This window comes from Metabacillus halosaccharovorans (genome assembly GCF_002019635.1).
In the GTDB taxonomy this organism is placed as follows: Bacteria; Bacillota; Bacilli; order Bacillales; family Bacillaceae; genus Metabacillus; species Metabacillus halosaccharovorans.
The window spans coordinates 368,115-391,057 of the sequence record NZ_KV917372.1 but is presented as its reverse complement, the minus strand read 5'-3'; the positions used below and the strand labels follow the sequence as shown (position 1 = coordinate 391,057).

Here is a 22,943-nt window from a genome sequence, read left to right as displayed (position 1 = left end):
ATTACGCCAAAAAGCCAACTTTATAAGTTGGCTAATAATAATGTATGAGAAATATCCTTCTATTCGTTCATGACAGTTAGATAACACCTATAATAACTGCCACGATCGCCATAACGATTGTTGTCCCAAATGCCCATTTGAAAATAAAGCGTTGGTGATCTCCTAATTCGACTCCTGCTAAACCAATAAGGAGGAAAGTTGATGCTGTTAATGGACTTAACGGAAATCCTGTTGTCATTTGACCCAGGATCGATGCTCTAGCCATTTCAATTGGAGCGACTCCATACATCTCTGCGGATTGACTTAATACCGGCAATACTCCAAAGTAATAGGCATCCGGGGTAAAAAGAAGACTAATTGGCATGCTGATGACGGCAATTAGTATGGCCATTGATCCCCCAACACCTTCAGGAATAATATTCACCATTGCCAATGCCATTTCTTCAATCATCCCTGTTCCGCTTAGGATTCCGGTAAATATACCTGCTGCAAAAATAATAGAAATGACAGTAACCATGCCAAGTGCCTGGCTTTTAATTTGTTCTTGTTGATCCAGTGGTTTTGGATAATTAAGTAGTAAGGCAATCGCAAAAGCAACCATAAAGACAATTGGGAGAGGTAACCAAACTTTGACAAGAGCAACAATAGCTAATACGGTGATAGTGAGATTGATCCAAAATAGTTTAGGTCTTCTCATGCTTCTTTCTTCATCCGAGAGCTCTTGATCATAGTTATATTCCATATCCTTAATACCTAAGCGTTTTCTCTCTCTTTTCCCAAGAATATAGGAAACAAAAAGTACCCAAATAATTCCTGCAATCATGGCTGGAATGAGAGGTGTGAAAATCGCTCCAGGATCGATCTCCAATGCACTCCCAGCTCTTGCGGTCGGTCCACCCCATGGCATAATATTCATAACCCCTGCTCCCAAAGCTACATCACCGGCAAGAACTAAGCGACTCATTCCCAATTTATCGTATAAAGGGAGAAGTGCAGGTATTGTAATTAAAAAAGTTGAGGCGCCAGAGCCATCAAGATGAGTAACCATAGCAATAACAGCTGTTCCAACTGCAATTTTTAAAGGATCTCCCTTCACCATTTTTAATACTCTTGAAATGATAGGGTCAAATAACCCGGCATTGTTCATAACACCGAAAAATAAAATGGCAAACCCTAACATAATTCCTGTGGGAGCTACACTTAGAATACCATCTAGCATAAGTGTCCCTAACTCAGAACCAAATCCTCCTATCAAAGCAAATACTAGTGGAACAATAATTAACGCGACAATAACGGAGACCTTTTTCGTTAAAATCAAAAGCAAAAACACCATAATTGTTAAAAAACCCAATGTCGCAACCATGAATTCCCCCCCTATTATTTTAAGCATTTACATTACATTAAAGACTCCCCCTATCCGGGAAGAGAAATCTCCATCTCTAATAAAGCACTGCTTAAACTTTTACCATGGGTATCTAATGCGAGTGAAGTTGTGACACCGCCTAGTAAACTATTTTTGCAAACAAAATTATAGGATTTAATGGACGGTAAATCATATCGGATCACATCACCATCGAAAATATCATGTAAATGTTCTTTTACTCTTTTTGCTGTTATCTCTTGACCGATCCATTCATAGTCACTTTCATTGTAAGGAATCAACGATAAGTTGGATGTATTTCCCTTATCACCAGCTCTGCTATGTGCTACTTTATAGAGTTTGATTGATTTCCCATCCATTTTGTAAAACCTCCGTTTTCACTTTTTTATCGACTCGTTCCCTTTCTAGTAACGTAGACACGACACCAACACACTCTGAAACTCTTTTTCTAGCACCTCCACCTCCATATGGCCCGTTTGTATAGAGTGCTTCCACTTCATTTCCTATAGAAATGGCATCCGCTCTTGTGGGGCAAAGTGCTATTGCTCGAACCCTCACTTCATAAGGATGTTCATTCCCTAAATTTGTCCTATGAACAGAGGAAAGTCCGATTAGGTCAACCCTTAAATCTTGAATTGAGTTAGAAAGTCTTTTTCTTAAAATTTCTTCAGCCATCCTGCCTCTTTCAACAGATGTCGTGCCTGCATAGGAAATTTCTCCTTCTCCTATATATCCTGCATGATAACCAATTGAAACTTTATAAGAATCAGGTTTTTTTCTCCCGCTACCTCCTGTGACCATTACTTTGTTTTTTTCAAGTTGAGTTAGCGTTACATTGGAAAAGTCTGCCGTTACATCAGGTGTCAGGTATTGACTTGGATTATGAACTTCATATAGTAATTGTTCCTTAACTGTTCTTAGATTTACAATTCCACCTGAATGTGGGGTTTTCATAATAATGCCTGTGCCATCTCGATCAATGCTGGCATAAGGGAATCCCAATTCAGCTAATCCATCAACTTCCTTTTCTCCTATATCAGCGAAATACCCCCCTGTAATTTGGCCTGCACATTCAAGCAAATGCCCAATGATAGTCCCTTGACCTAATCGTTCATAGTCCTCAAGGGACCAGTTGTAGTGGTGAACCATTGGTGCAAGGAATAAAGATGGATCAGCCACCCGGCCTGTTATAATAATATCTGCATCTGTTTTCAATGCCGGGAGAAGTGCCTCTGCCCCAAGATATGCATTGGCAGAGATCACTTTGTAATCTTTTAGTTTATGATTGTTTTCAAGAATATCGTTTTCACTATCAAGCTCTAGGATTACATCATCACCTGTTACGACAGCAACCTTACAGGCAATGTCCATTTCCCTTGAAATCTCAAGAATTTTTTTCGCACCTGCAATTGGGTTGGCCGCGCCCATATTGGTAACAATTCGAAACCGCTTCTCATTCAAAACTGTTAATAATGCTTGTAGCCGATCAACAAGCAGCGGATCATACCCCTTATTTTTATCTTTTATCTTTTCCTTTTGAGCAATAGCAATCGTTCTTTCTGCTAAACACTCTAAAACTAAATAATCTAAGTCTACTTTTTTAGCTAGTTCAACCGCCGGTTCCAGCCTGTCACCTGAAAATCCAGCACCACTACCTATTTTTAACACATCTCTCACCTCTCATATGACTAAACGGTATTTGTTACCGCACAACTTCCTACTGTTCTTAATATACGTTGTAACAATCTTCCCTTCTTCCATAATAAGTAATGCAACTTTTATGCCAAAATAAAAAACGCCTAATTGTAAGCGTTTTATAAAAAGATTTCTAATTTTTTAGAAATCATAACAAATGTAAAACTTCTTTTTTGTTAATTTAGTATAGATTTTTCCTTGTATTCTAAAATTTTAGAATACAGTATCCTCATTTCTAATTTATTAGAAATCACCTATATGATATTTTTTCATTATGTTATAAAGAGTAGCTAAAGACACTCCTAATACTTTGGCAGCTTTTTTCTTATCGTCGAGTTCTGATCCATGTTTTTTCAACACCTCTATGATTACGTTTCGTTCAGTCTCTTCAACAGCCTGTTTTAACAAATAACTTGTCTGCTTATTTGATTTATATATCGTACTACTATGGAAATTACTTGGTAAATGCTCTGGTAAAATTACGTTTGTATCTGTCATACAAACAGCAAAATCAATTGTATTTTTTAATTCGCGAACGTTTCCTACCCAATCATATGCTTGAAAAATAGCAAGAGTTGACTCATGTAACTCATAAGATTGTTCTTTTTCAGAATGGATGGCATGTTTATTTAAAATATAATCAACAATATCGGGAATATCCTGCTTTCTCTTTCGAAGTGGAAGGATCTCAAGGTGTAAGACATTTAGCCGATAATACAAGTCTTCACGAAAACGTTTTTTCTCGATCAGTTGGTGAAGGTCACGATTGGTCGCAGCAATTACACGGACATCAATTTGCCTTTCACCCGCTTCCCCTACACGCCGAAGTGTATTTTCCTGTAAAACGCGAAGAAGCTTTGCCTGTAAATCGTATGATAATTCTCCTATTTCATCTAAAAAGATTGTTCCGGAGTTGGCGATTTCAAAAAGTCCCAGCTTTCCACCTTTTTTCGCACTTGTAAAGGTACCTTCCGCATATCCAAATAACTCACTTTCAATTAGTGAAGCAGGAATCGAGGCACAGTTCACTGGAATAAACGGGCGATCAGCACGCGGACTGGCATTATGTATAGCTTGAGCAAAGAGTTCTTTTCCTGTTCCACTCTCACCAACAATTAAAACCGGTAAGTTTGAGCTCGCCGCTTTTTTTCCTAAGTAAGCAGCATCTTTCAGGCCACCATCAGTACCGATAATCTGTTCAAATGTGTATTTCGCTTGATATAAAGTCCCCATCTTCTCTTTCAATTGTGATAGTTTTTGCTTATTTTTCTCCAGTTCCTTTGAAAGTGTATGTACCTCCGTTAATCCTTTACAAATCGAAACAGCTCCAATCATTTCATCGTGTAAAAGAATTGGTGCCATATCAACTACATATTCTACATTTCCCTCTTTTCGATAAACACCGATTCGTTCTTTACCGTCTTTAAGGGTTTCAGCAAGTTGAGCCTTTGGGCGGACAACTCGAAGTGGTTTTCCAATGATGTCTTTTGGCTTAACTCCTGTAATTCGTGTATATTCCGGATTAATTAATCGAACAATTTCTTTTGAATCTATGACAAGTACTCCATCATGAATCGAATAAATCGCAGCTTTATACCACTCTAATTGATCTTCTATCGAAAGCCCTTTAAAGTTTTCGTAAGACAATGCCCAACCTCCTCCTAAACTTGAATTTGAATTTTCATAGAAACAAAAATATTTTTTTATATGATTGACCCTTATTTTAACAGGAAAAATCTACTTTTTTCATTTGAAAGTGTAAAAGATTGATATTGACAGCTTAATTTTTTTCGTAATAGTATGTAAGCGTTAACAAAATCGTTCCTGAAATTTTCGAGACCTGCTTTCACACTTTCTGTTTTATTAAACTGAGCTTGGAGGGGATTTATGTGTTAAATAACAAAGTAAAGGTATTCATAAGTAGTTTGCTTCTCACACTTTCTTTGATCTTGCTATTCACCTTACCTGCATTTGCTAGTAATGGCAACAACAACGGAAAAGTCCAACCACCTAATTCATCTCATGAACCAGGCCAGTATTACAAGGAACAGCAGATAACATTAAAAAGCAACACTCCCGGCACTAAAATTTACTATACAGTAGATGGTAGTACACCTACGAAAAAAAGCAAATTGTATACAGCTCCTATTACTGTCAATGAAGATGTAATGATTAAAGCTTTTGCTTTGCGCGGAAATGTGAACGAACATGCCCTTACCAAAAGTTACGGAAAAATTAGCAGTGAGGTGGTAACATTGACTTATGACTTTGTTAATAGACAAGAAATAGCCGATCAGTTTTTGATACTTGAATATCAAAACATGCCATATCGTTTATATATCCCAGAAAATTATGATCCAAATGTAGCTTATCCACTCGTTTTATTTCTTCACGGAGGTGGAGAACGAGGTGATGACAATGAAAAGCAATTGCTGGCAAATGATGGTGCGGTGATATGGGCAGCACCAGAAAATCAAGCAAAACACCCTGCCTTTGTCCTGGCACCTCAGGCTAGAAATCAACATGATGGAGGCTTCGGCATCACACGAAATTCAGATAATGTTGTTGATTTAGCTAGAGTATTTGAATTCTCTAAGGATTTAGGAACAGCTTATAACATCCTTCAAAAAGTCATACAAGAATACAATATTGATACTAATCGACTGTATTCTACAGGACTTTCACAGGGTGGTTACGGAACATTTAATTTAAATGTTGCATACCCGGACCTTTTCGCGGCGATGGTACCAATTGCCGGTGGTGGGAATCCGGAAGAAGTCCATGTATTAAAGGACAAACCACTATGGGCGTTTCATGCTGAAGATGATGCTGTAATCCCTGTTTCCTACACGAGAAATGCGATTGAAGCGATCAATGAAGCTGGTGGAAATCCTATTTACACAGAATATCCTACGGAACTAGGCTATAATCATGGATCATGGGTCCCTGCTTATGACAACAAAGAAATGATCGATTGGATGTTTAATCAGGTTAAACGTTGACTAAGAAAAGTGTCTGATGCTTAATTACTAGGTATCAGACACTTTTTTTTCAATTAACAAAACGAGTTTGTGAATTTACTAGACCTGTGAATTTACTTAACACGACCAAAATGAATCCAATGATGAAATACAGCCACCACTCTACCTTAACCTCAGGGCCAAAGTCCGGAAGGATCCAGGTCAAAAGCATGATGATTGCAAATGATCCACCACCTAATAAGCCTGCTTTCCACATTGTATGCCGGGTTTGCTTTTTATTTTGTGTGAAAAGTGTTGAGCGAATTAGTTTAAAAAATACAATGATGCCGAAATATGTCATGGCCAATATGATCATGATAAGCCCTATACTATTTCCAAGCGATATACTTTGGGGTATTTCTATAAAATAAGGTAAAATTAGTTGTCCGAGCCCATAAATGAAGCAAAACAAACCGAGCAAATTGAAAACTTGTGAAATAACAAAAGGAAAAACATAGCGTTTCTTTTCTTCAGGGAGTGATGCTATTAGTTCTTCTGCATATTCTTTTGGTTTTGAGCCGAACAAGGTTGTTGCATCTTTTCCATTTTCCTGGGCTTCTAATAGATGATCTAAAATATCCATTAGGAGTTCCTCACTTTCATATTCGGCTATTCGTAATTCTGTTCGCATATAGATCAAAAAATCTTCATAAAGCTGTTTATTCTCAGCGGTCAATAACTCACGTTTTTCATTGTTTTCATGAATTAACTGTTTTGCACTTCTCATTCTTTTTCACCTCTATTTAATAAATTGTTAACTGAATTGGTTATAAGTGACCATTCATTTGAAATCCGTTCCAATTCCTCTTCTCCTTCTTCGGTTAAAAAATAATATTTCCGATTAGGCCCTGACGGAGATTTTTTCATTTCACTTCGTATACATCCGTTTTTCTGAAGCCGAAGTAACACCGGATAAATTGTCCCTTCACTAATATCAGGCAATCCCGCATGTTGTAATTTTTGAGATAGCTCATACCCATATACAGCTTGATTTTTTACAATAGCCATCACACACGCATCTAGAACTCCTTTTAATAATTGACTTCGTATTGACATCACATCACCTCACTATCTTGTTTTACAAGATACCAGACTAAAAAGTTAGCTATATTGCATTGCAAAGTAGCTAAGATTATCATAATGGAAATTCTCATTCATTTCAACAAAATAATGGAAATAATTCTTTGAAGATAAAAAAATGAAACTCCTCTTTAATCCGAGAAGTTTCAAAAAAAGCCTTATCAAAGCACGCTTTTAACCTGTTTCGTATAAAAAAATCGAACAATGAAAAAGTATACAATTTGTATCGCTAAGAATACACCTAATACCGTCACAGACTGTTTCACAAGATTAAAATAAAACATGTTTGACAATGCGGTAAGTGCAACAGCTCCATGAATGAGTGCGACAACTATTGGTGCGAAGAAAAGGATCGCCGTTTGCCTAGTCAGGACATTCTTTAATTCTTTTTCAGTTAAGCCTATTTTTGAAATGGCTTTGAACTTTTGTTTGTCTTCATCTAAGTCAGCATAAAGACGGAAATACAGGAAGCTGCCCGCAGAGACGAAAAAGACAATTCCAATAAACAGTCCGACAAACATTACAAGTCCAAAAGCTTTATTAATTTCATAGATTTCGTACTCGACAGCAGTGAATTGATAACGTTGCATTGTTTCTGCTAATGTTTTAGAAGCTTCTAATATGTTTTCTTCACCTTTTGTTACCTGCCAGGCATGATACTTCTCTTCCCAAGAAAGAGTAGCTTGTAATTCTTCATAGTTTTCATCTGACATAACATAGTAGGAGTCAGTATCAGGCAGTGCTCGTGAATATATCACTTCCTTAGGTTTTAAGGTTTCACCTGATTTTAGTTTGATGGATTGCTTTAATAACTCATCTGTTTGTCCATATGTGGAATCTGTAAATTCCACAACCTTTATCTGATCTTTATTGATCTCAATCGTTTCTTCTCCGATCAAGGTCGCAAAACGATTGAACTCAGATTCACTTGCAATAAGATTAATATCTTCCCCTACTTCATAATAGCGTAGCATTATTTCTTCATGATTCGCTTCCATATTTCTTTGACTAATCGTTTTGTTAATCAACGACACATCCCGTTTTTCATTATCGTCTACTACCCGATACGAAAATGTCGTAGGATTGGTATTTTTAAACGTAGAAGTAAGAATACTTTGAAAACCGTAAAGTGAGCCAATTGCACTAAATGCAACCGTCGAAACAATTGCGACCAAGAAAAAGGTTCGGGCATTATCTTTCATACGAAACGAAAGGTCGGATAATAAAATCATATTCGTTTTACGCCAAAAGACATTATTTTTGTTTTTAAATTTACGGATAATATAAACACTTAATTGGGTAAATAGTAAATAAGTTCCTATAATAACCACGATAACAACTGGTAACAAAGCGGCTACAACTTGCAATCCCTCCACCATTAATGCAACAACATATCCAATTCCTATCAAAACACATGCAATAATTGTTAGGAATATATTAGCTTTCGGTTCACCTTTCGATTTCTTATTTCCTTTAATTAAGTCGATCAGTTTTCTACTGCGTAGAATATATGAGACGAATAAAGAAATAAAGAAGAATAGGATGATAAACGATACAAATGTTGCAAGAATGGCCATCATTGGAAAATAAAAGTTAAGGCCTTCTTCAATAACAAGTACATTCTCAGCAATCATCAAAATCACTTTAGCAAAAACTAATCCAAAGAGTATGCCGCTAATCGTGGCGAAAAAACCAATGACCATGTTCTCGAGAAACACCATAAGTCGTATTTGTCTTACCGACATTCCTTGCGTCATTAATAAACCAAATTCTTTTTTTCGTGTATTTAAGAATGAACTCATTGAATACATGATAAAGAAAAAAGAGAAAACATAGATGATCCCAGCAGCAATGTACATGCCAGTTTTTACATACGTATTCATTTCACCTCCGCTTAACGTTGGGTGGAATGCAAAAATGGCAAATGTAAAAAAAACCATTACGGTAAACATGCTACTTAGGAAGTAGGCAGCATATAACCGTTTATTACGGAAAACGTTATTAAACGCGAATCTGCGAAAGGTCATTTCCATCCCCTCCCAGTAACGAAAGTGTATCAATTATTTTTTGGAAGAAAGCTTGTCGATTATTTCCCCGATGAATCTCTGAATAAAAATGTCCGTCACGAATAAAAATAACACGGTTGCAATAGCTAGCAGCTTGCGGATCATGTGTTACGAGTAACATTGTTGTGCGTTCTGTCTGGTTAATGGATTCTAACATTTGCATAACATCTTTAGATGATTTGGAATCCAGATTACCTGTTGGTTCATCTGCAAGCAGCAGCTTCGGAACATGAATCATTGCTCTAGCAACAGCCGCCCTTTGCGCTTGACCACCTGAAATTTCATAGGTGCGTTTTTTCATAATTTGTGATATCCCTAATTTTTCAGCAATCGTATTCGCTTTTTCTTTCATCTCTTTTACCTTTTTGCCATCAAGGGTTAATGGCAGGACAATATTTTCTTCTACAGTTAATGTATGAAGTAAATTGAAATCCTGAAAGACAAAGCCTAGTTCTCGTCTTCGAAATTTCGCTAGATCTTCCTTTTTCAGTAGATGAGGGTTTTGCCCGTTTATTAATATTTCACCTGTTGTTGGTTCATCAATTGTTGCGATCATATTTAGCAGAGTTGTTTTTCCACTTCCGGATGGACCCATTATTCCAACGAATTCACCTGATCCAATCGATAATTGAATATCGCTTAATGCCTTGAAGGCAATTTTTCCTTCATAAATTTTACTTGCGTTTTTAACTTCCAGCATCACAAGATCTCCTTTCACGTTATCTGATCTGTGATTAGTATAACGCGCACATATTTTCTTAAACTATCGATTACTCTTTCACTTTCCTTACAGTGTTGTAAGGTTTTGTGTTTCTGAGAAAATAATTCGAAAAGTTGTTCCAATTCCTACTTTTGATTCCATTTCCAATCGATGACCTAGATGATTTAATGTTTCTTTAACTAAATATAAACCCATTCCTGTTGATTCACGATATTTCCGACCATTTTCTCCTGTGAAAAATGGGTGATAGATTCGAAGCTTATCTGTATCAGGGATCCCAATTCCAAAGTCTTTTATTTCAAGAACAGCTTCCTTTTCTTTTTCATAAATGGAAATCACGATTGAATTACTTTTTCCTGCAGAATATTTAACTGCATTATTAAAGAGCTGTGATAGAATAAAAAACAGCCACTTTTCATCTGTTTCAACTGTTATCCCTTCTCTTTCAATAACTAACTTTGGGTAAACTTGATTCCGAATATAAAATCGCTTATTTTCTCCATTTACCTCTTGTACAACTTTTGATAACTCTACATGTTTAATATGAAAATCTTGTTCAATTGTTTTAAAGCGTGCCATATAAAGAACAGTATTCAATCCTGTTTTCATGCGGTCTGTTTCTTCACGAATGCTTGATGAGTCAGGTTCATCTAAATTTTGAGCTGTTAACTCAATTACTGATAATGGTGTTTTCATCTGGTGAACCCATTGATCCATAAACTTTCGGTGCTCTTCCTGCTGCTTTTCAATGAACTCCAGCTGACTCTGATAAAGAACATATTGCTCACGTAACACCTTGTCAAATGCAACAGACAAAGGTGCTCTATCTGTTAACTGGAAGGTGTCATCCAGTCTTGTAAGTGGTGTTTTTAGTCGATCGTAAAGCTTGCGGTGACTTATATAATGATAGACAAGATAAATAGCTAGGATGAAAAAGCTCAGAAAGGCAGAATAAAAGAACAGCTTAAGATCATGAAATCCGTCAAGCCAAAAGATCGAAAGGATAACAGCCAATTGAACTGTTTGTACGGCAAGTAATAAGGAATGCTGTTTGAAAAATAACCTCATTCCTCATTCTCCTTCCACGATATATGTAAGCGATATCCCGCACCTCGGACCGTTTCTACAACACCTTCCAGACCAATTTCCTGTAATTTTTTCCTTACTCTTGTTATATTCACATTTAGTGTGTTTTCATCAATATAGGTTTGATCATCCCACAGTTTCTCCAGTAAATCTTCCCGTCCTGCAACACGTGGGTACCGTTCCATCAAGCTCTCCATAATATCTGATTCCTTTTTAGATAAGGAAACGGTTTTTGTCTCAAATGTTAATTCCAATCTTTCCGGAAAAAGCTTCAGTCCATTGTTTTCCAATACGCGCTCTTCTACCTTTGATGCATATTCTCCATAGGCACGGCGAAGCTGACTGCGTATTTTGGCCATCACAATTTCAGCACTAAATGGCTTAGTGATATAATCATCACCGCCATTTTCCAGCGCCATCACCTGATCCATTTCACCAATTCGGGCAGAAATAAAAATAACAGGGCATACCGATTCCTTGCGAATTTGTCTGCACCAGTAATATCCGTCAAAACTTGGCAAATTTATATCTAAAAGAACAAGCTGAGGCTTAATGTGATAGAACTCATCCATAACATGATCAAAATCAGTCACAGCTGAAACATAATAGCCGTATTTTTCAATATGTTTTTTTAGATGCTCTGATATTTTCGGATCGTCTTCAACAATCATAATTTTTTGCATGCTTATCACTCCTTGGTTCTTGGTTAATTATGGCATAGAAATGAGATGAGGTACAAAAGGAATTTATGAAATTATTTGGATGGAATAGTAAAAGTCCCACCTATTTTTGTAGGCAGGACTTTAAAAATTGTTGAAACTTATAGTTTATTCTTCTACGAATAATGTCAAATAATATGTAAATTTTAAGATTGATTATGTTTTAATAAATCACGAATCTCTGTCAACAGCTCAACATTTTTATCCACTACAGGAGCTGGTGCTGCTTGGGTTTCTTCTTTCTTCTTGAAATACTTGTTGATCATTCTTACAACGATAAAAATTGAAAAGGCCACAATTAGGAAGTCAACTACATTTTGGATAAATAGACCATATTTAACTTCTGCTCCCCCTACTTTGACAATCAAATTTGTAAAGTCAATTCCACCCATAAGAAGTCCAACAAGCGGCATAATGATATCATCTACAAGTGAAGAAACTATTTTTCCAAAAGCTGCTCCGATAACAACACCGACAGCCAAGTCCATAACATTACCTTTTAATGCAAATTTCTTAAATTCATTCCACATTATTATAATTACACCCTTCTTTGCAAAATTAACGTTATTATACTATAAATCGACATTCAAGAAAACTAACTAATTAATCTGAAATAGATCATATTCTGTTAAATTGATTTTTAATATACAGCTTTGCTTCGGCATATGTTTTCACACTAAAATCTTTATAACGAATATGGACGTCCAATATTTCCACTAGTGCCTCGTCAACGTACTTCCTTTAAATCGATACCATAATAACATTATGTAAACTGTGTATGAAAAGAAAGCAGGAAACCTACTTCCTTTTCTTTATATAAATTTACTGTATATTCTTGTGTGAGCCGTCACAGTTAGGCATCCTTTTCGATAACCCACAAATGCAATCATTTAATCCCTTCCCAATAAGAATTCGCTCTATAGATTTCATAATTCTTGATTCGCGGGTCTTAGCTTGTTTGGGTTGAGTAAAATGAAGAATGTATGCTCTTTGCCTTCCCGGTGTAAATGCTTCAAAAGCAGTTTTCAAGGCTGGAAGTTCATCGAATTTCGTTTGAAGTTCTTCAGGGATGATAATCTCTTTATTTTTTTCAACTTTCACTTCCAAGCCGGCTTTTTCAACTTCAATGGCTTCCTGGATATAAGCTTTAATAGTTGATTCCATTTCAGCGATTTCTTGAAGATTTGTAAACCGAATCTGGCGGGCAGATTGTACATTTTCCGTTTGTTGTATGAGAATTTTTTCTGCATCTTTTAACAAGGCACCTTTATGAAAAAGTAGTGCACAGTAATCTTTAAATCCATGTATTAGAACAATGTTTTTCCCATTCAACGTATAACAAGGATGCATCCACTTAAACTCTTCAGTCAGTTCACAGCCAAGAACAATCTCTCTAAGTTTCACAAATTCTTCCTTCCACGTTTTTGATTCACTTAAAAAGTCATCAACCTTTGGATTTAATTTACTATTGGTCATTATGGAATACCCCTTTTTTATTTTTAAATATACTAAGTACAACTGTCGCTTTGGTTTGCTGTTTATTGAGTAAATAAATACATTCTAGTTATATAAACTATAGTAGAACTTTTAATGGAAAAATACTACATATAATATAATTCTCTTCTTTTGTTTCTACATTTTTTACACGTTTTGGGTAATTGAAAGCCTTTTTGTTTAAAGAACTGTTGTTCACTAATAGTAAACGTAAATCGGTTGCCACAGTCCCAACATTTTAGAAGTAGGTACTGTGGTGCCGAACTCTTTAAGGCCTCATTGATAGATTCATTTCTTTCCTGCATTCGTTGTCATCGACAGGTTCATTGTCTTCCAGTGCTGTAATTGTTCTTCGAATGGCTTCTCTAACTTTTTTGTAGTCAATTTGTTCCCATAATTTTAAATAAGGGATAAAAGACTTATTACCGGTTTCTCTCACTTTTTCTAGGAATAATAAAATCAATTCTCTATTCCGGTCCTTTAAATACACCATATCAGGATCTTGTTTTCCCTGGTTGACCCATTCCTTCCATTCACGTAATAGTTCATCTGCATATTGGTCACATTCAATTTGCCAGCCACGTTCAGTGAAGACGATCATGGGCAACTTTCCACTATATTGAATATCCAGGAAATCATAATCGATCATCCAATCAATTTTTTCCATAATATCATTTAGTTTGTATGAGTTAAAATAACCGTACACGGGACACGTATTCAACTCCAATTGTAATACTTTCTTCTCTCGTGACCCTTTTAGTATTTTCGCTAGAAGTGTTCTTCCACCTTCCATAATAATTGGATCCGCACCTCTTAATATTGCTTTTATTTCTTCAACAGTTAATCGATTCATATTCTCATTCATCAAAACGGTAAATCTTCCCATTCTATCGAGTTTATCGTTTTCTTATCCTGTCTTTTCTGATTGTTAGAAGTCTTTTCGGTTAGTACTTTTCCAAACTTTTCATCATATAGATCACGTACCCACACTTTTACAGGAGCTTTCCATTGCTGATCTTTGGCAGGTATATTTTTAATTAGACTCATAGGTGTCATTCCCAATTCCTTTGCCATTTGAATATCAGCTTCGTTAAGCCGACATCGTTTTTTCGCTTCTTTCCAAGCGTCGGCTTTATTTTTAGTTTTGCTCAAGCTTTGCCCTCCTAATTCTTTTTGTATAGGTTCTTCTTTTTTATCATTAAAATCTAGCTCACTACTATTACAAATCCCACATTTATTTTATAAAATAAGAATAACATCAACGCTAAATATTTTTAAACATTTGTTTACGTGTTTATTTCTTATCCAATTCAAAAATAGTTAAAATGCTCCATTATATGCAACAGTATTATCTGGGTATGTAACTTCATTTATAACTAGTAAATACTTGTTGTAAATAATTAATAAGTGACAACAAAACAACTTCCGATATATTCCGTACAAAAAATATCAAGTGAATAATAAATGGCAGCGATATGATGAGTATGTAAAGGAGGGAAATGAATGTTACAAGAATTCAATCAATTAATGGATTATATTGAATCACATTTAACAGAAGAAATTTCCGGAAAAGATATTTCAAAAATAGTGGGGATGTCTGATTATCATTTTAAAAGAATGTTTTCGTATATGGCCGGAATGTCACTGAATGAGTATATCAAGAACCGGAGATTATCAGTTGCGAATGTTGAATTAATAAATGGAGAAAAAGTGACAGATATTGCCTATAAATATGGCTATCAATCAATTGAAGGATTTTCAAGAGCCTTTCGTGAGTGGAGTGGATTTTTACCTTCTGAAGTAAGCAAAAACAAAATACAAAAATCATTTCCCAAATTCACATTTTTTATTGATATTAAAGGAGGAATATCTATGGAATTCAAAATAGAAAGAAAAGAGAAGTTTTCGATTGTAGGTGTTTCAAAACGAGTGCCGATTCAATTCGAAGGTGAGAACCAAGCGATTATAGAACTAGCCCAGTCTATTACAGAACAACAAAGAAATGAAATGCATCAATTAGCTGACTTATATCCACATCAAGTCTTGAATGTATCTTATGATTTTGACGATGGTTACTTGGAAGAAAAAGGATCATTAACTCATATGATTGGGTTAGCTACAACAAAAGAAAATCCATTCGATGATTTAGAACAAATTTCTATTGAGGAAAGTTTATGGGCCATCTTCCCTAATCAAGGACCATTTCCTGCTACACTTCAAGAAACGACTGCAAAAATTTATTCTGAATGGTTACCTTCTTCAGAATATGAAGTAGCTGATTTACCTGGAATTTCATTTACAAAGTATAATGGTACATCGGTAAATGTATATAGCGAAATTTGGATGCCGGTAAAGAAGAAAGTTAGTGATAAACTTGGATGATTAATATATTTACAAATAAGTTATGACTTTAAAATTTCCATTTTTAGATCAGTCAGTAGATATTTCAATCCGTTATAGCAATGTGCAGGACAAACCTAAAAGGCCTATCTACAATAGATAGGCCTGATGTTGATAAAGCGTTTCCCTTTAAATTCTCTGTTCGTTTTACCAATACATTCTCCAGCTCATTGCTGTTCGAATTAAAGCTTCAAAATAATAATAATCTCCCCAGATACAGCATTCATCTACCCCATTACCACCCGGCTTCGAGTAGACAGCATGCATTAGAATACCGTTGGAATCTACATTTTTCGTTGTATAGTTCTCTGCGAGTGACTTAATCATTTTGACTGCTGCATTTTCATAAATTTCTCTATATTCATTTGAAACTGGCAGATGCTTGCTTAGTTCCAGTAATCCACAAGCCATGATGGAGGCTGCTGAGCTGTCGCGTTCTTCATCTCCATCTGTAAAATCCAAATCCCAATAACTGATATCATCTTCAGGTAGACGATTTAAGAAATAGTTTGCTAGTTTTTCAGCGACATCAAGGAATTTCTTATCTCCGGTATGTACATAGCTTAAGGCAAAACCATATACACCCCATGCCTGGCCTCGAGACCAGCATGATTGATCTGAGTAGCCTTGGGCAGTTTTTCCATATAACGGCTCACCTGTTGCTGTATCCATATAAAACGTATGGAATGTTGAAGAATCCTCTCTGACAATATAGTTCGCCGCTTGTTCGGCATGATTAATAGCAATATGATAATACTTAGGATCTCCCGTTTCTTTTGATGCAAAATACAATAACGGCAGATTCATATTGCAATCAATAATCATTCTTCCGCGTTGTTCCGGGTCAGATAAATCGCCCCATGCCTGAAGAATTTTCGCTTTTTCATGATAGCGAGTGATTAATTTATCCGCCGCTTTAATCGCGGTTTCTCTTGCTGATTCATCACCCAATACTTGGTATCCTGCCACACAAGATAACGAGTATAAAAATCCAATATCATGAGTTTCTAATTTTATATTCTCTTTTAATCGATGTTTAAAGCTTTCAAGCTGAATGTTTATGATATCAAGATACTTTTCATCTTTTGTATATTCGTATGCCAGATAAAGCATTCCGATCCAAAAGCTGGCCGTCCAATCTGTGTTTCCCTCTGGAATGTACATTAAATTTTTCGATGAAGCCGGCGGAACTTTTTCTCTAAATGTTTCTAAATTTTCATCAATTTTCTTTAATACAAATTGAAGTTCTTGATCTAGCCAGTTACTGTCCAAGTTACTCTTCACTTTAAATTTATCATGTTTAATTCCTTCGTTAATCGTTTTCACTTCTATTTCCCCTTTCTAGTATAAAAATGATCGTAAACCTAAAGTTCCCTACAAGCATTTGTCAATTGGAAACTCATTACTTGACCAAGCTCGCTTTGCTGTCCATTCCATTGGAGGATTGTGCCAAAATGGTTCTGATTCTGCCAATCCTAACGGAAGGAATCCAGCTGCACACAAGTAGACACTTCCAGTAGAAATATACCCTTCACCAATCCCCGGTTGATGTCCACAAAAACCAATGGTTAACCATCCTGAATCAGTAAATGTACCAGGCGCTTCAAGCGTCCGTTTTATCACTGAAGTCAGAGCACTTCTCACTTGTTCAGGTGCCAGTTCACTTGGTAAATCCTTGCGGAGTGCATGGTGTGCCAAAGTTTGAAACACACCAAAACGGTAAGCAATAGATCTTCCCACCGGTGGAAATGTCCCTTCCGGTGAAATCAATCGCTCCTGAATGACCGCATACCTTTTCGATCTTTCAAAGATCACTTCTTTCTTTTCCACCCACTCTTTGTACTGATCACCAACCGTTTCGACTACATCAATAAGCATCGGATGAATGACAAAGCTATTATAATAATCATAATGAAACTCAGGACCATCACTATAGACACCATCTCCCAAATACCATTGGTCAAATTGCCTTATCGCATAGTCGATTCGCATCGGATCCCAGTCTTTTTCTCCTGCTTTGTATAAAAATGCCTCGATAATGGCCGAGAACAATAACCAGTTCGAAAAGACAGGCTTTCTTGAACGTGTCGCTTTCATCGCAGCAATCACATTGTTTTTCACCCTTTCATCGAGCTTCTTCCAAAGTTCATTTGGTGCTCTTAAAAAAGCATGAGCAAGAAACGCGGTATCAACGATAGGTTGAAAATCATCAGAAAAATTCATATAATCCGGTGAATCTGGATCTGTACCTGAATCAATCGCCTCCCGTGCCAGCTCACAAAAGTGTGTACGAAGGTTATCTTCTTCACTATTTTCACATGTTGTTTCAAGCCAGGGAGCCATACCTACAAGCAAACGCGATAATGCTTCGAGATGAGAGAATGACTCGCGATTGTTCCCTTCCTTCATCTCTAAGGGCATTTCTTTTTTTAATGTTCTTTCTTTTAAATGCTGGAGAACTGGGCTTGCAATTTTCAACATTGATTGAAGCCAATATTGTCGTTCTTCATTGTTTACTAACGTCATTAATCCACCTTCTTACATTAATCTTTTAAAATATGAGGAGAAGGAGGATATAAAATCATCCTTCTCTCCTACTAAACACCTTATCTAGTTTCCAACCATTCTGTACTTTCTTTTTGTGCCTTTTCCAATGCATCTTTAGCACTTCGTTTACCAGTTAAGGCAGCTTCAATCTCTGAAGTTAAAATAAATCGTGGCTGCGCCGCTGCCCAATGATATCTAGGTGTGTACGGTGTACTCATCGCTTTAAAGACCGGTCCTAAGATATCTTCATGTTTTTTAACACTTTCCCACTCAAGTGCTGATTTTACAGATGGAAATGCTGCACCAGTATCATAAAAATATTCCTGGGCAAAATCACTTGTTGCAAATTTAAGCCATTCCCAAGCCAATTCCTTATTTTCACTGGACTTGGCAATTGTGATTGGGCTACCGGCAAACATTCCGCCTTTTCCTTCTTCATTTTTAAATTCTTGAGAAATGGCAATGCGGTCCTCTAACCCTTGTGCTTCTATTTGTTTTACTAACTCTCCAGGACCAGTGTTTAACATAATGCCAATGTTGTTGTCTTTTGTCAGCCATTTCTCATTTCCTTGGTTACTTACAATCCCTTCAGGTGCTAATTTTTGCATCTCAAGCAACCACTCTAGACCTTTAAGCATTTCCGATGAATTAAACTCTAACTTAACTTCATTCCATGCAAAACCTGATCCCCACTTTCCACCAATACCTTCAGCAGCGTTTATTAATGTAAAGGCGGAAGACCAATCTCCTCGGAACCAAATTCCATAGTTTTGTTCACCAGTTACAGGGTTTTTACCTGTCATCTTTGCCGCTTTCTCACTAATTTCTTCCATCGTTGGATTTTCAGAAAGGTACTCTACTCCCCAGTCATCAAATAACTTCTTATCATAAGTAATAAAGCGGGCATCTCCAAAGAACGGTAAACCATAAATTTCTAATTCTTCACTTTCAGGACCTAACGCTTTCCACCCATCAAGTTGTTGATCAATAAAAATATCAGGGTTAAACTCGCTATCCTTATCAATAAATGGTTGCAATGGTTCTAATAAGCCTTGTGGTGCAAAGTCAGCGATACCTGGCATTTGGTAAACATCTGCTTCACCGGAAGTTAACATTGCCTGAGTTTTTTCTGTATACCCTTCCCAAGGCATGAGGATAAATTCAACTTTTGCACCAGGGTGTTGTTTTTCAAACTCATCTTTAAGGACTTGTAATCCAGTCGTTTTTACACCAGTAATTGGATCTGTTGAATCATCCATCGAAAAGTCGCCAATCAGTTGAACTTTTACTTTTTGACCTGCCCATTCCCCATCTGCTTCTTTTCCACTACTGGAGCTAGAATCTGAGCTGCAACCTGCCAGAACTGTTACCAATAAAAGCATAAGTGCAAGTGCCAAAGATGAGCCTTTTGTCGTTAACATTTTCAACATGATCATACCCCCTGATTATATTTTAAATAATAAAAAACGCTCTCAAAATTACAACTTACTCCCCCTTCACCCCACTCAGGGCAATACTTTGTATAATGTATCTTTGTAAGAACAGATACAAGATGATAATCGGCAGAACACTTACGGTAGCTAATGCCATTGTAAGTCCACCTAAATTGGTACCATTTTCCAATGAGAAACTAGCTAAATAAAGCGGTACTGTGTGTAGATCTTGATTCGTTAACACAACGAGTGGCCATAAAAAGTCATTCCAACTCCAGATAAATGCTAAGATCACCATCGTTGCGGCAATTGGGCCGGAAAGAGGAAAATAAACTTTAAAGAAAATCTTAAATTCACCTGCTCCATCAATTTGTGCCGCTTCTCTTAAGGTGTCTGGTAACTGGTCGAAAAACTGTTTACAAAGGAAAATCAGCATTCCATTAATAATGGAAGGTAATATTAATGGCCAAAACGTATTAAGCAAATCTACACTATTAAAAAGTTTATATAGCGGTATTAATCGAGGTTCCAATGGGATCATTAATGTACATAGGACAATCACAAACAAAAGTTTTTTCCCTTTGAACTTCCCCTTTGAGAATGCATATCCGGCTAATAGAGAAGAAGAAACTGTTATGAGAACTGAAGTAATGGTTACAATTGCTGAATTAATATAGGACTGGATTAGTTTTCCATTTTCAAAAACAATACCGAAGTTAAAACCTGTTGGTTCTTCAGGAATTAATCGTGGCGGAAATGGCATCGTAATATTTGCTGTACGATCAAATCCGACACTTACCATCCAGGCGAAAGGAGCCATTAGGAGTACACCAAAAATTAAGAGAATCATAAATTTACAGAACATCTTTATCTTTTCAATGTTTTTATATGACATCTTGCGATTCATCTATTTTCCTCCCTTCTGTTAAAGCTTCATTTTTGAAATTTTCAAATTAAGAAACGTAAAGGCAAGAATAATCATAAACATAATGTATGTCGCTGCTGAAGCTACCCCAAATTCAAAACCGGTGAACCCGCGTTCATAAATAAACGCTCCCATTGTTTGAATTGATCTCGCAGGACTTCCATTTGGTCCACCTAAAACATACACCTCATTAAATCGTTGCAATGCTCCAATCCATCCGGTAATCAACAAGAAGGCAAATGTTCCAGCCATATTAGGAACGGTAATATACACCCATTGCTGAAAACCATTGGCACCATCTATTTTAGCTGCTTCATACATCTCAGTTGAAATTGCCTGCAAATTCGCGAGACATATAATAATAACAAATCCAATCCAATGCCAGACGGATAACAAAATGACGGCCCACTTTGACGTTGATGGATCTGCTAACCATTTCGGTGTCGGTAACCCTATCGCATCAAGTGCAAAGTTTACAATCCCCATCTCAGGATGCAGAACAAAAGCAAAAATCATGGCTGCGGCAACAATAGACGTTACGTTTGGTAAAAAGTATATGACCTTAAAAAAGTTCTGCCCTCTAGATGTTGAGTTTATTAATGAGGCAAAAATAAAGCCTAATGGAATTGTAATTAAAATTTGAAAGATCCCAATATAGAAAGTGTTCCAAACAGAATTCCAAAACGGACCTGATGTCAAAACCGTTTTAAAGTTGTCAAGTCCAATAAAATGTTCGATTGTCCCATTTGATTGATAGAAACTTAACCTTAAAGATTCGAAGATTGGATATACCATAAAAAGTAAGATTCCAAGAAAGCTTGGAAGCAAGAAAATATACCATGTCCATTGCGAGCTTCTCTTTTTTGACTTCATTAACTTCAATCCAACACTAGTATCTGTTTTTGCCGTAATCTCCAATTGGTTTTTCGCCATATATGTCTCCTTTCTTAAAAAGACAAATTTCGTGATCGGTTGTTAACGCTTACATTTAGTTTTTAATAAAATTCTAGCTGGTTCAATAATTACGATTGTTGCTGGGTTTGATTTTTTTACAATCATCAGTAGGTAATAGTCATTCCCCCCAATAAGTTCATGTGTTAGTAGTTTCATTAAGTTTTATAATAAGTTACATAAGAAAAAATATTAGCTAGTATCTAGCTTAATTTTTGCTATAGGACTCATTCAACAACTCCCTTCTCCTTTTCTTTTTGTTAAAAAAATTATAACGTGAGAATTCTCTTAAAAGTTGTTGTATAATAACCAAAAATATCGTTGTGTTGTTCTAGAGTACAAGTTTATTAGTCCATTAGAAATTGATATTACAAACAATTGGTCATATATTAAGGTAGCAACCAATCATTTCAAACTGCTTTGCTATGAGTTTGGTAGTTACACTATACATAAACGATTTCACTCTAAATGATCTTGAAAATAGACGGAGGGGAAATTATGAATCATTTATTTGAACAAATTGACCTAAAGCCATTTACATGGAATTACCGCAAGGTTTCGGAAAAAAATTTTGAAGGTTTTTATCACTGGCATCAAGGATGTGAATTATTATTTGTCTATTGTGGACAAGGACGTGTCATTGTGAACCAGCAGACGTATGAAATCAAAAAAGGGATGCTTTTCTTTTTTCAGCCCTTTCAATTGCATAAAGTCCATGTTGAAGTATCCCCGCAAACTCCCTATGAAAGAAGTATCATACACTTTGATCCACTTACGCTCGGGAAGAACACTTCACAAATATTCCCTGGTCTTAATTCCCTTTTAAACCAACTGCAAAATGGTGTGAATGAACCTCAAGCATTTGATTTGGAAGATTCCTATCATTACATATACGAAGCATGTGAAAAATTTAATAAATCTTTACAAACAAGTAATTGGGAGGAAGATAGTCAGCTTTTTCTCATGCAATTGCTGTCATGTATCCGTTCAAAGATACACGCTATTGATCTAGATTCATCTTCACATAGTAACTACCGTACACTTTACTATTCAGAAAGAATCATGCAATGGATTGAAGAACATTATATGGAGCCGTTTGATTTGGGACAATTATCAGATGATCTACATTTATCAAAATCATATGTCTCAAGAGTTTTTAAACGTGAAACCGGGAGTAGCTTAACAGAATATCTTACGATTAGGAGAATGAAGCAGGCATGTCAATTACTGCAAATGACCAATAAACCTGTTGAGTTAATTGGTGAAAGCGTAGGGATTGGGAGTGTTTCCTACTTTATTCAGTTATTTAAAAAGATGATCGGAACAACTCCACATCAGTATAGGCTTTTTCATCAGGTGAATTATAAGTAGGATTATGGAAATAAAACAAAAAAGTTTCTTTTTATCATTTAATTTCATCATTTA

At 36.2% G+C, this 22,943-nt stretch carries 23 protein-coding genes; 3 read left to right on the top strand and 20 right to left on the bottom strand.

All coding sequences use genetic code 11. The features are described from left to right. Positions 1-76: 76 nt before the first annotated feature. The 4 genes from BK577_RS16155 to BK577_RS16140 all read right to left on the bottom strand — a co-directional run bounded on the left by BK577_RS16155 (position 77) and on the right by BK577_RS16140 (position 4,723). The gene (locus BK577_RS16155; protein ID WP_078433901.1) at positions 77-1,363 is read right to left on the bottom strand and encodes a CitMHS family transporter; all 1,287 of its coding nucleotides are present in this window, start codon (positions 1,361-1,363) and stop codon (positions 77-79) included. Between the two features lie 50 nt (positions 1,364-1,413). Next, positions 1,414-1,740: an AtuA-related protein gene (locus BK577_RS16150; protein ID WP_078433900.1), complete on the bottom strand. Its 327-nt coding sequence runs from the start codon at positions 1,738-1,740 to the stop codon at positions 1,414-1,416. Continuing rightward, positions 1,712-3,049, bottom strand: coding sequence for an acyclic terpene utilization AtuA family protein (locus BK577_RS16145; protein ID WP_078433899.1), 1,338 nt, complete (start codon positions 3,047-3,049; stop codon positions 1,712-1,714). Before BK577_RS16145 ends, BK577_RS16150 begins: the two co-directional genes overlap by 29 nt. Before the next feature lie 270 nt (positions 3,050-3,319). Then, positions 3,320-4,723 (bottom strand): sigma-54 interaction domain-containing protein, encoded by a 1,404-nt coding sequence (locus BK577_RS16140; RefSeq protein ID WP_139367369.1) that lies wholly within the window; start codon positions 4,721-4,723, stop codon positions 3,320-3,322. Between the two features lie 242 nt (positions 4,724-4,965). Between BK577_RS16140 and BK577_RS16135 the strand changes: the two genes are divergently transcribed. Then, positions 4,966-6,078 (top strand): chitobiase/beta-hexosaminidase C-terminal domain-containing protein, encoded by a 1,113-nt coding sequence (locus tag BK577_RS16135; RefSeq protein WP_078433897.1) that lies wholly within the window; start codon positions 4,966-4,968, stop codon positions 6,076-6,078. 49 nt (positions 6,079-6,127) lie between these two features. Here BK577_RS16135 and BK577_RS16130 read toward each other — a convergent pair whose 3' ends face one another. The 11 genes from BK577_RS16130 to BK577_RS16085 all read right to left on the bottom strand — a co-directional run bounded on the left by BK577_RS16130 (position 6,128) and on the right by BK577_RS16085 (position 14,414). Then, positions 6,128-6,823 carry a DUF1129 family protein gene (locus BK577_RS16130; protein ID WP_078433896.1) on the bottom strand — a complete coding sequence of 232 codons (696 nt, stop codon included), beginning with the start codon at positions 6,821-6,823 and terminating at the stop codon, positions 6,128-6,130. Beyond that, on the bottom strand, positions 6,820-7,152 hold the full coding sequence (locus tag BK577_RS16125; protein WP_026561877.1) for a PadR family transcriptional regulator: 333 nt from the start codon (positions 7,150-7,152) through the stop codon (positions 6,820-6,822). Before BK577_RS16125 ends, BK577_RS16130 begins: the two co-directional genes overlap by 4 nt. Before the next feature lie 185 nt (positions 7,153-7,337). Beyond that, positions 7,338-9,203, bottom strand: coding sequence for an ABC transporter permease (locus BK577_RS16120; RefSeq protein ID WP_078433895.1), 1,866 nt, complete (start codon positions 9,201-9,203; stop codon positions 7,338-7,340). Then, positions 9,178-9,942, bottom strand: a complete 765-nt coding sequence (locus BK577_RS16115) for an ABC transporter ATP-binding protein (protein ID WP_078433894.1) — start codon at positions 9,940-9,942, stop codon at positions 9,178-9,180. Before BK577_RS16115 ends, BK577_RS16120 begins: the two co-directional genes overlap by 26 nt. Positions 9,943-10,029: 87 nt before the next feature. Continuing rightward, complete coding sequence (locus BK577_RS16110; protein WP_026561880.1) at positions 10,030-11,031, bottom strand: sensor histidine kinase; 1,002 nt, start codon at positions 11,029-11,031, stop codon at positions 10,030-10,032. Further along, positions 11,028-11,732, bottom strand: coding sequence for a response regulator transcription factor (locus BK577_RS16105; protein WP_078433893.1), 705 nt, complete (start codon positions 11,730-11,732; stop codon positions 11,028-11,030). The genes BK577_RS16110 and BK577_RS16105 overlap by 4 nt, the downstream gene beginning before the upstream one ends. Positions 11,733-11,914: 182 nt before the next feature. Further along, the gene (mscL, locus tag BK577_RS16100) at positions 11,915-12,298 is read right to left on the bottom strand and encodes a large conductance mechanosensitive channel protein MscL (protein ID WP_026561882.1); all 384 of its coding nucleotides are present in this window, start codon (positions 12,296-12,298) and stop codon (positions 11,915-11,917) included. 292 nt (positions 12,299-12,590) lie between these two features. Beyond that, the gene (locus BK577_RS16095; protein ID WP_078433892.1) at positions 12,591-13,244 is read right to left on the bottom strand and encodes a DUF1801 domain-containing protein; all 654 of its coding nucleotides are present in this window, start codon (positions 13,242-13,244) and stop codon (positions 12,591-12,593) included. Positions 13,245-13,369: 125 nt separating this feature from the next. Next, a complete protein-coding gene (locus BK577_RS26440; RefSeq protein ID WP_139367368.1) occupies positions 13,370-13,567 on the bottom strand; it encodes a zinc-ribbon domain containing protein in 198 nt (65 codons plus the stop codon). Continuing rightward, positions 13,531-14,127 carry an RQC-minor-1 family DNA-binding protein gene (locus BK577_RS16090; protein WP_245823575.1) on the bottom strand — a complete coding sequence of 199 codons (597 nt, stop codon included), beginning with the start codon at positions 14,125-14,127 and terminating at the stop codon, positions 13,531-13,533. Before BK577_RS16090 ends, BK577_RS26440 begins: the two co-directional genes overlap by 37 nt. Beyond that, complete coding sequence (locus BK577_RS16085) at positions 14,127-14,414, bottom strand: hypothetical protein (RefSeq protein ID WP_026561884.1); 288 nt, start codon at positions 14,412-14,414, stop codon at positions 14,127-14,129. Before BK577_RS16085 ends, BK577_RS16090 begins: the two co-directional genes overlap by 1 nt. Positions 14,415-14,765: 351 nt before the next feature. Between BK577_RS16085 and BK577_RS16080 the strand changes: the two genes are divergently transcribed. After that, positions 14,766-15,644, top strand: coding sequence for an AraC family transcriptional regulator (locus BK577_RS16080; protein WP_078433891.1), 879 nt, complete (start codon positions 14,766-14,768; stop codon positions 15,642-15,644). Positions 15,645-15,809: 165 nt separating this feature from the next. Here the strand turns inward: BK577_RS16080 and BK577_RS16075 are convergent, their stop codons facing one another. From BK577_RS16075 to BK577_RS16055, 5 genes are all read right to left on the bottom strand, one after another. Then, positions 15,810-16,988, bottom strand: a complete 1,179-nt coding sequence (locus tag BK577_RS16075) for a glycoside hydrolase family 88 protein (protein ID WP_078433890.1) — start codon at positions 16,986-16,988, stop codon at positions 15,810-15,812. Between the two features lie 48 nt (positions 16,989-17,036). Continuing rightward, the gene (locus BK577_RS16070; protein WP_078433889.1) at positions 17,037-18,188 is read right to left on the bottom strand and encodes a DUF2264 domain-containing protein; all 1,152 of its coding nucleotides are present in this window, start codon (positions 18,186-18,188) and stop codon (positions 17,037-17,039) included. An 80-nt stretch (positions 18,189-18,268) separates the two neighbouring features. Then, a complete protein-coding gene (locus tag BK577_RS16065) occupies positions 18,269-19,639 on the bottom strand; it encodes an extracellular solute-binding protein (RefSeq protein WP_078433888.1) in 1,371 nt (456 codons plus the stop codon). A gap of 55 nt (positions 19,640-19,694) precedes the next feature. Continuing rightward, positions 19,695-20,549 carry a carbohydrate ABC transporter permease gene (locus tag BK577_RS16060; RefSeq protein WP_245823527.1) on the bottom strand — a complete coding sequence of 285 codons (855 nt, stop codon included), beginning with the start codon at positions 20,547-20,549 and terminating at the stop codon, positions 19,695-19,697. Between the two features lie 18 nt (positions 20,550-20,567). Then, positions 20,568-21,500, bottom strand: a complete 933-nt coding sequence (locus BK577_RS16055) for a carbohydrate ABC transporter permease (RefSeq protein WP_078433887.1) — start codon at positions 21,498-21,500, stop codon at positions 20,568-20,570. Between the two features lie 516 nt (positions 21,501-22,016). Here BK577_RS16055 and BK577_RS16050 point away from each other — a divergent pair. Further along, a complete protein-coding gene (locus BK577_RS16050) occupies positions 22,017-22,889 on the top strand; it encodes an AraC family transcriptional regulator (protein WP_169908325.1) in 873 nt (290 codons plus the stop codon). Positions 22,890-22,943: the final 54 nt, after the last annotated feature.

Coding starts and splice junctions, on each gene's coding strand:
- BK577_RS16155 (WP_078433901.1), bottom strand. CDS start 1,363: ATGGTTGCGACATTGGGTTTTTTAACAATTATGGTGTTTTTGCTTTTG.
- BK577_RS16150 (WP_078433900.1), bottom strand. CDS start 1,740: ATGGATGGGAAATCAATCAAACTCTATAAAGTAGCACATAGCAGAGCT.
- BK577_RS16130 (WP_078433896.1), bottom strand. CDS start 6,823: ATGAGAAGTGCAAAACAGTTAATTCATGAAAACAATGAAAAACGTGAG.
- BK577_RS16125 (WP_026561877.1), bottom strand. CDS start 7,152: ATGTCAATACGAAGTCAATTATTAAAAGGAGTTCTAGATGCGTGTGTG.
- BK577_RS16120 (WP_078433895.1), bottom strand. CDS start 9,203: ATGACCTTTCGCAGATTCGCGTTTAATAACGTTTTCCGTAATAAACGG.
- BK577_RS16115 (WP_078433894.1), bottom strand. CDS start 9,942: ATGCTGGAAGTTAAAAACGCAAGTAAAATTTATGAAGGAAAAATTGCC.
- BK577_RS16110 (WP_026561880.1), bottom strand. CDS start 11,031: ATGAGGTTATTTTTCAAACAGCATTCCTTATTACTTGCCGTACAAACA.
- BK577_RS16105 (WP_078433893.1), bottom strand. CDS start 11,732: ATGCAAAAAATTATGATTGTTGAAGACGATCCGAAAATATCAGAGCAT.
- mscL (WP_026561882.1), bottom strand. CDS start 12,298: ATGTGGAATGAATTTAAGAAATTTGCATTAAAAGGTAATGTTATGGAC.
- BK577_RS16095 (WP_078433892.1), bottom strand. CDS start 13,244: ATGACCAATAGTAAATTAAATCCAAAGGTTGATGACTTTTTAAGTGAA.
- BK577_RS26440 (WP_139367368.1), bottom strand. CDS start 13,567: ATGCAGGAAAGAAATGAATCTATCAATGAGGCCTTAAAGAGTTCGGCA.
- BK577_RS16090 (WP_245823575.1), bottom strand. CDS start 14,127: ATGAATGAGAATATGAATCGATTAACTGTTGAAGAAATAAAAGCAATA.
- BK577_RS16080 (WP_078433891.1), top strand. CDS start 14,766: ATGTTACAAGAATTCAATCAATTAATGGATTATATTGAATCACATTTA.
- BK577_RS16070 (WP_078433889.1), bottom strand. CDS start 18,188: ATGACGTTAGTAAACAATGAAGAACGACAATATTGGCTTCAATCAATG.
- BK577_RS16065 (WP_078433888.1), bottom strand. CDS start 19,639: ATGTTGAAAATGTTAACGACAAAAGGCTCATCTTTGGCACTTGCACTT.
- BK577_RS16060 (WP_245823527.1), bottom strand. CDS start 20,549: ATGAATCGCAAGATGTCATATAAAAACATTGAAAAGATAAAGATGTTC.
- BK577_RS16055 (WP_078433887.1), bottom strand. CDS start 21,500: ATGGCGAAAAACCAATTGGAGATTACGGCAAAAACAGATACTAGTGTT.
- BK577_RS16050 (WP_169908325.1), top strand. CDS start 22,017: ATGAATCATTTATTTGAACAAATTGACCTAAAGCCATTTACATGGAAT.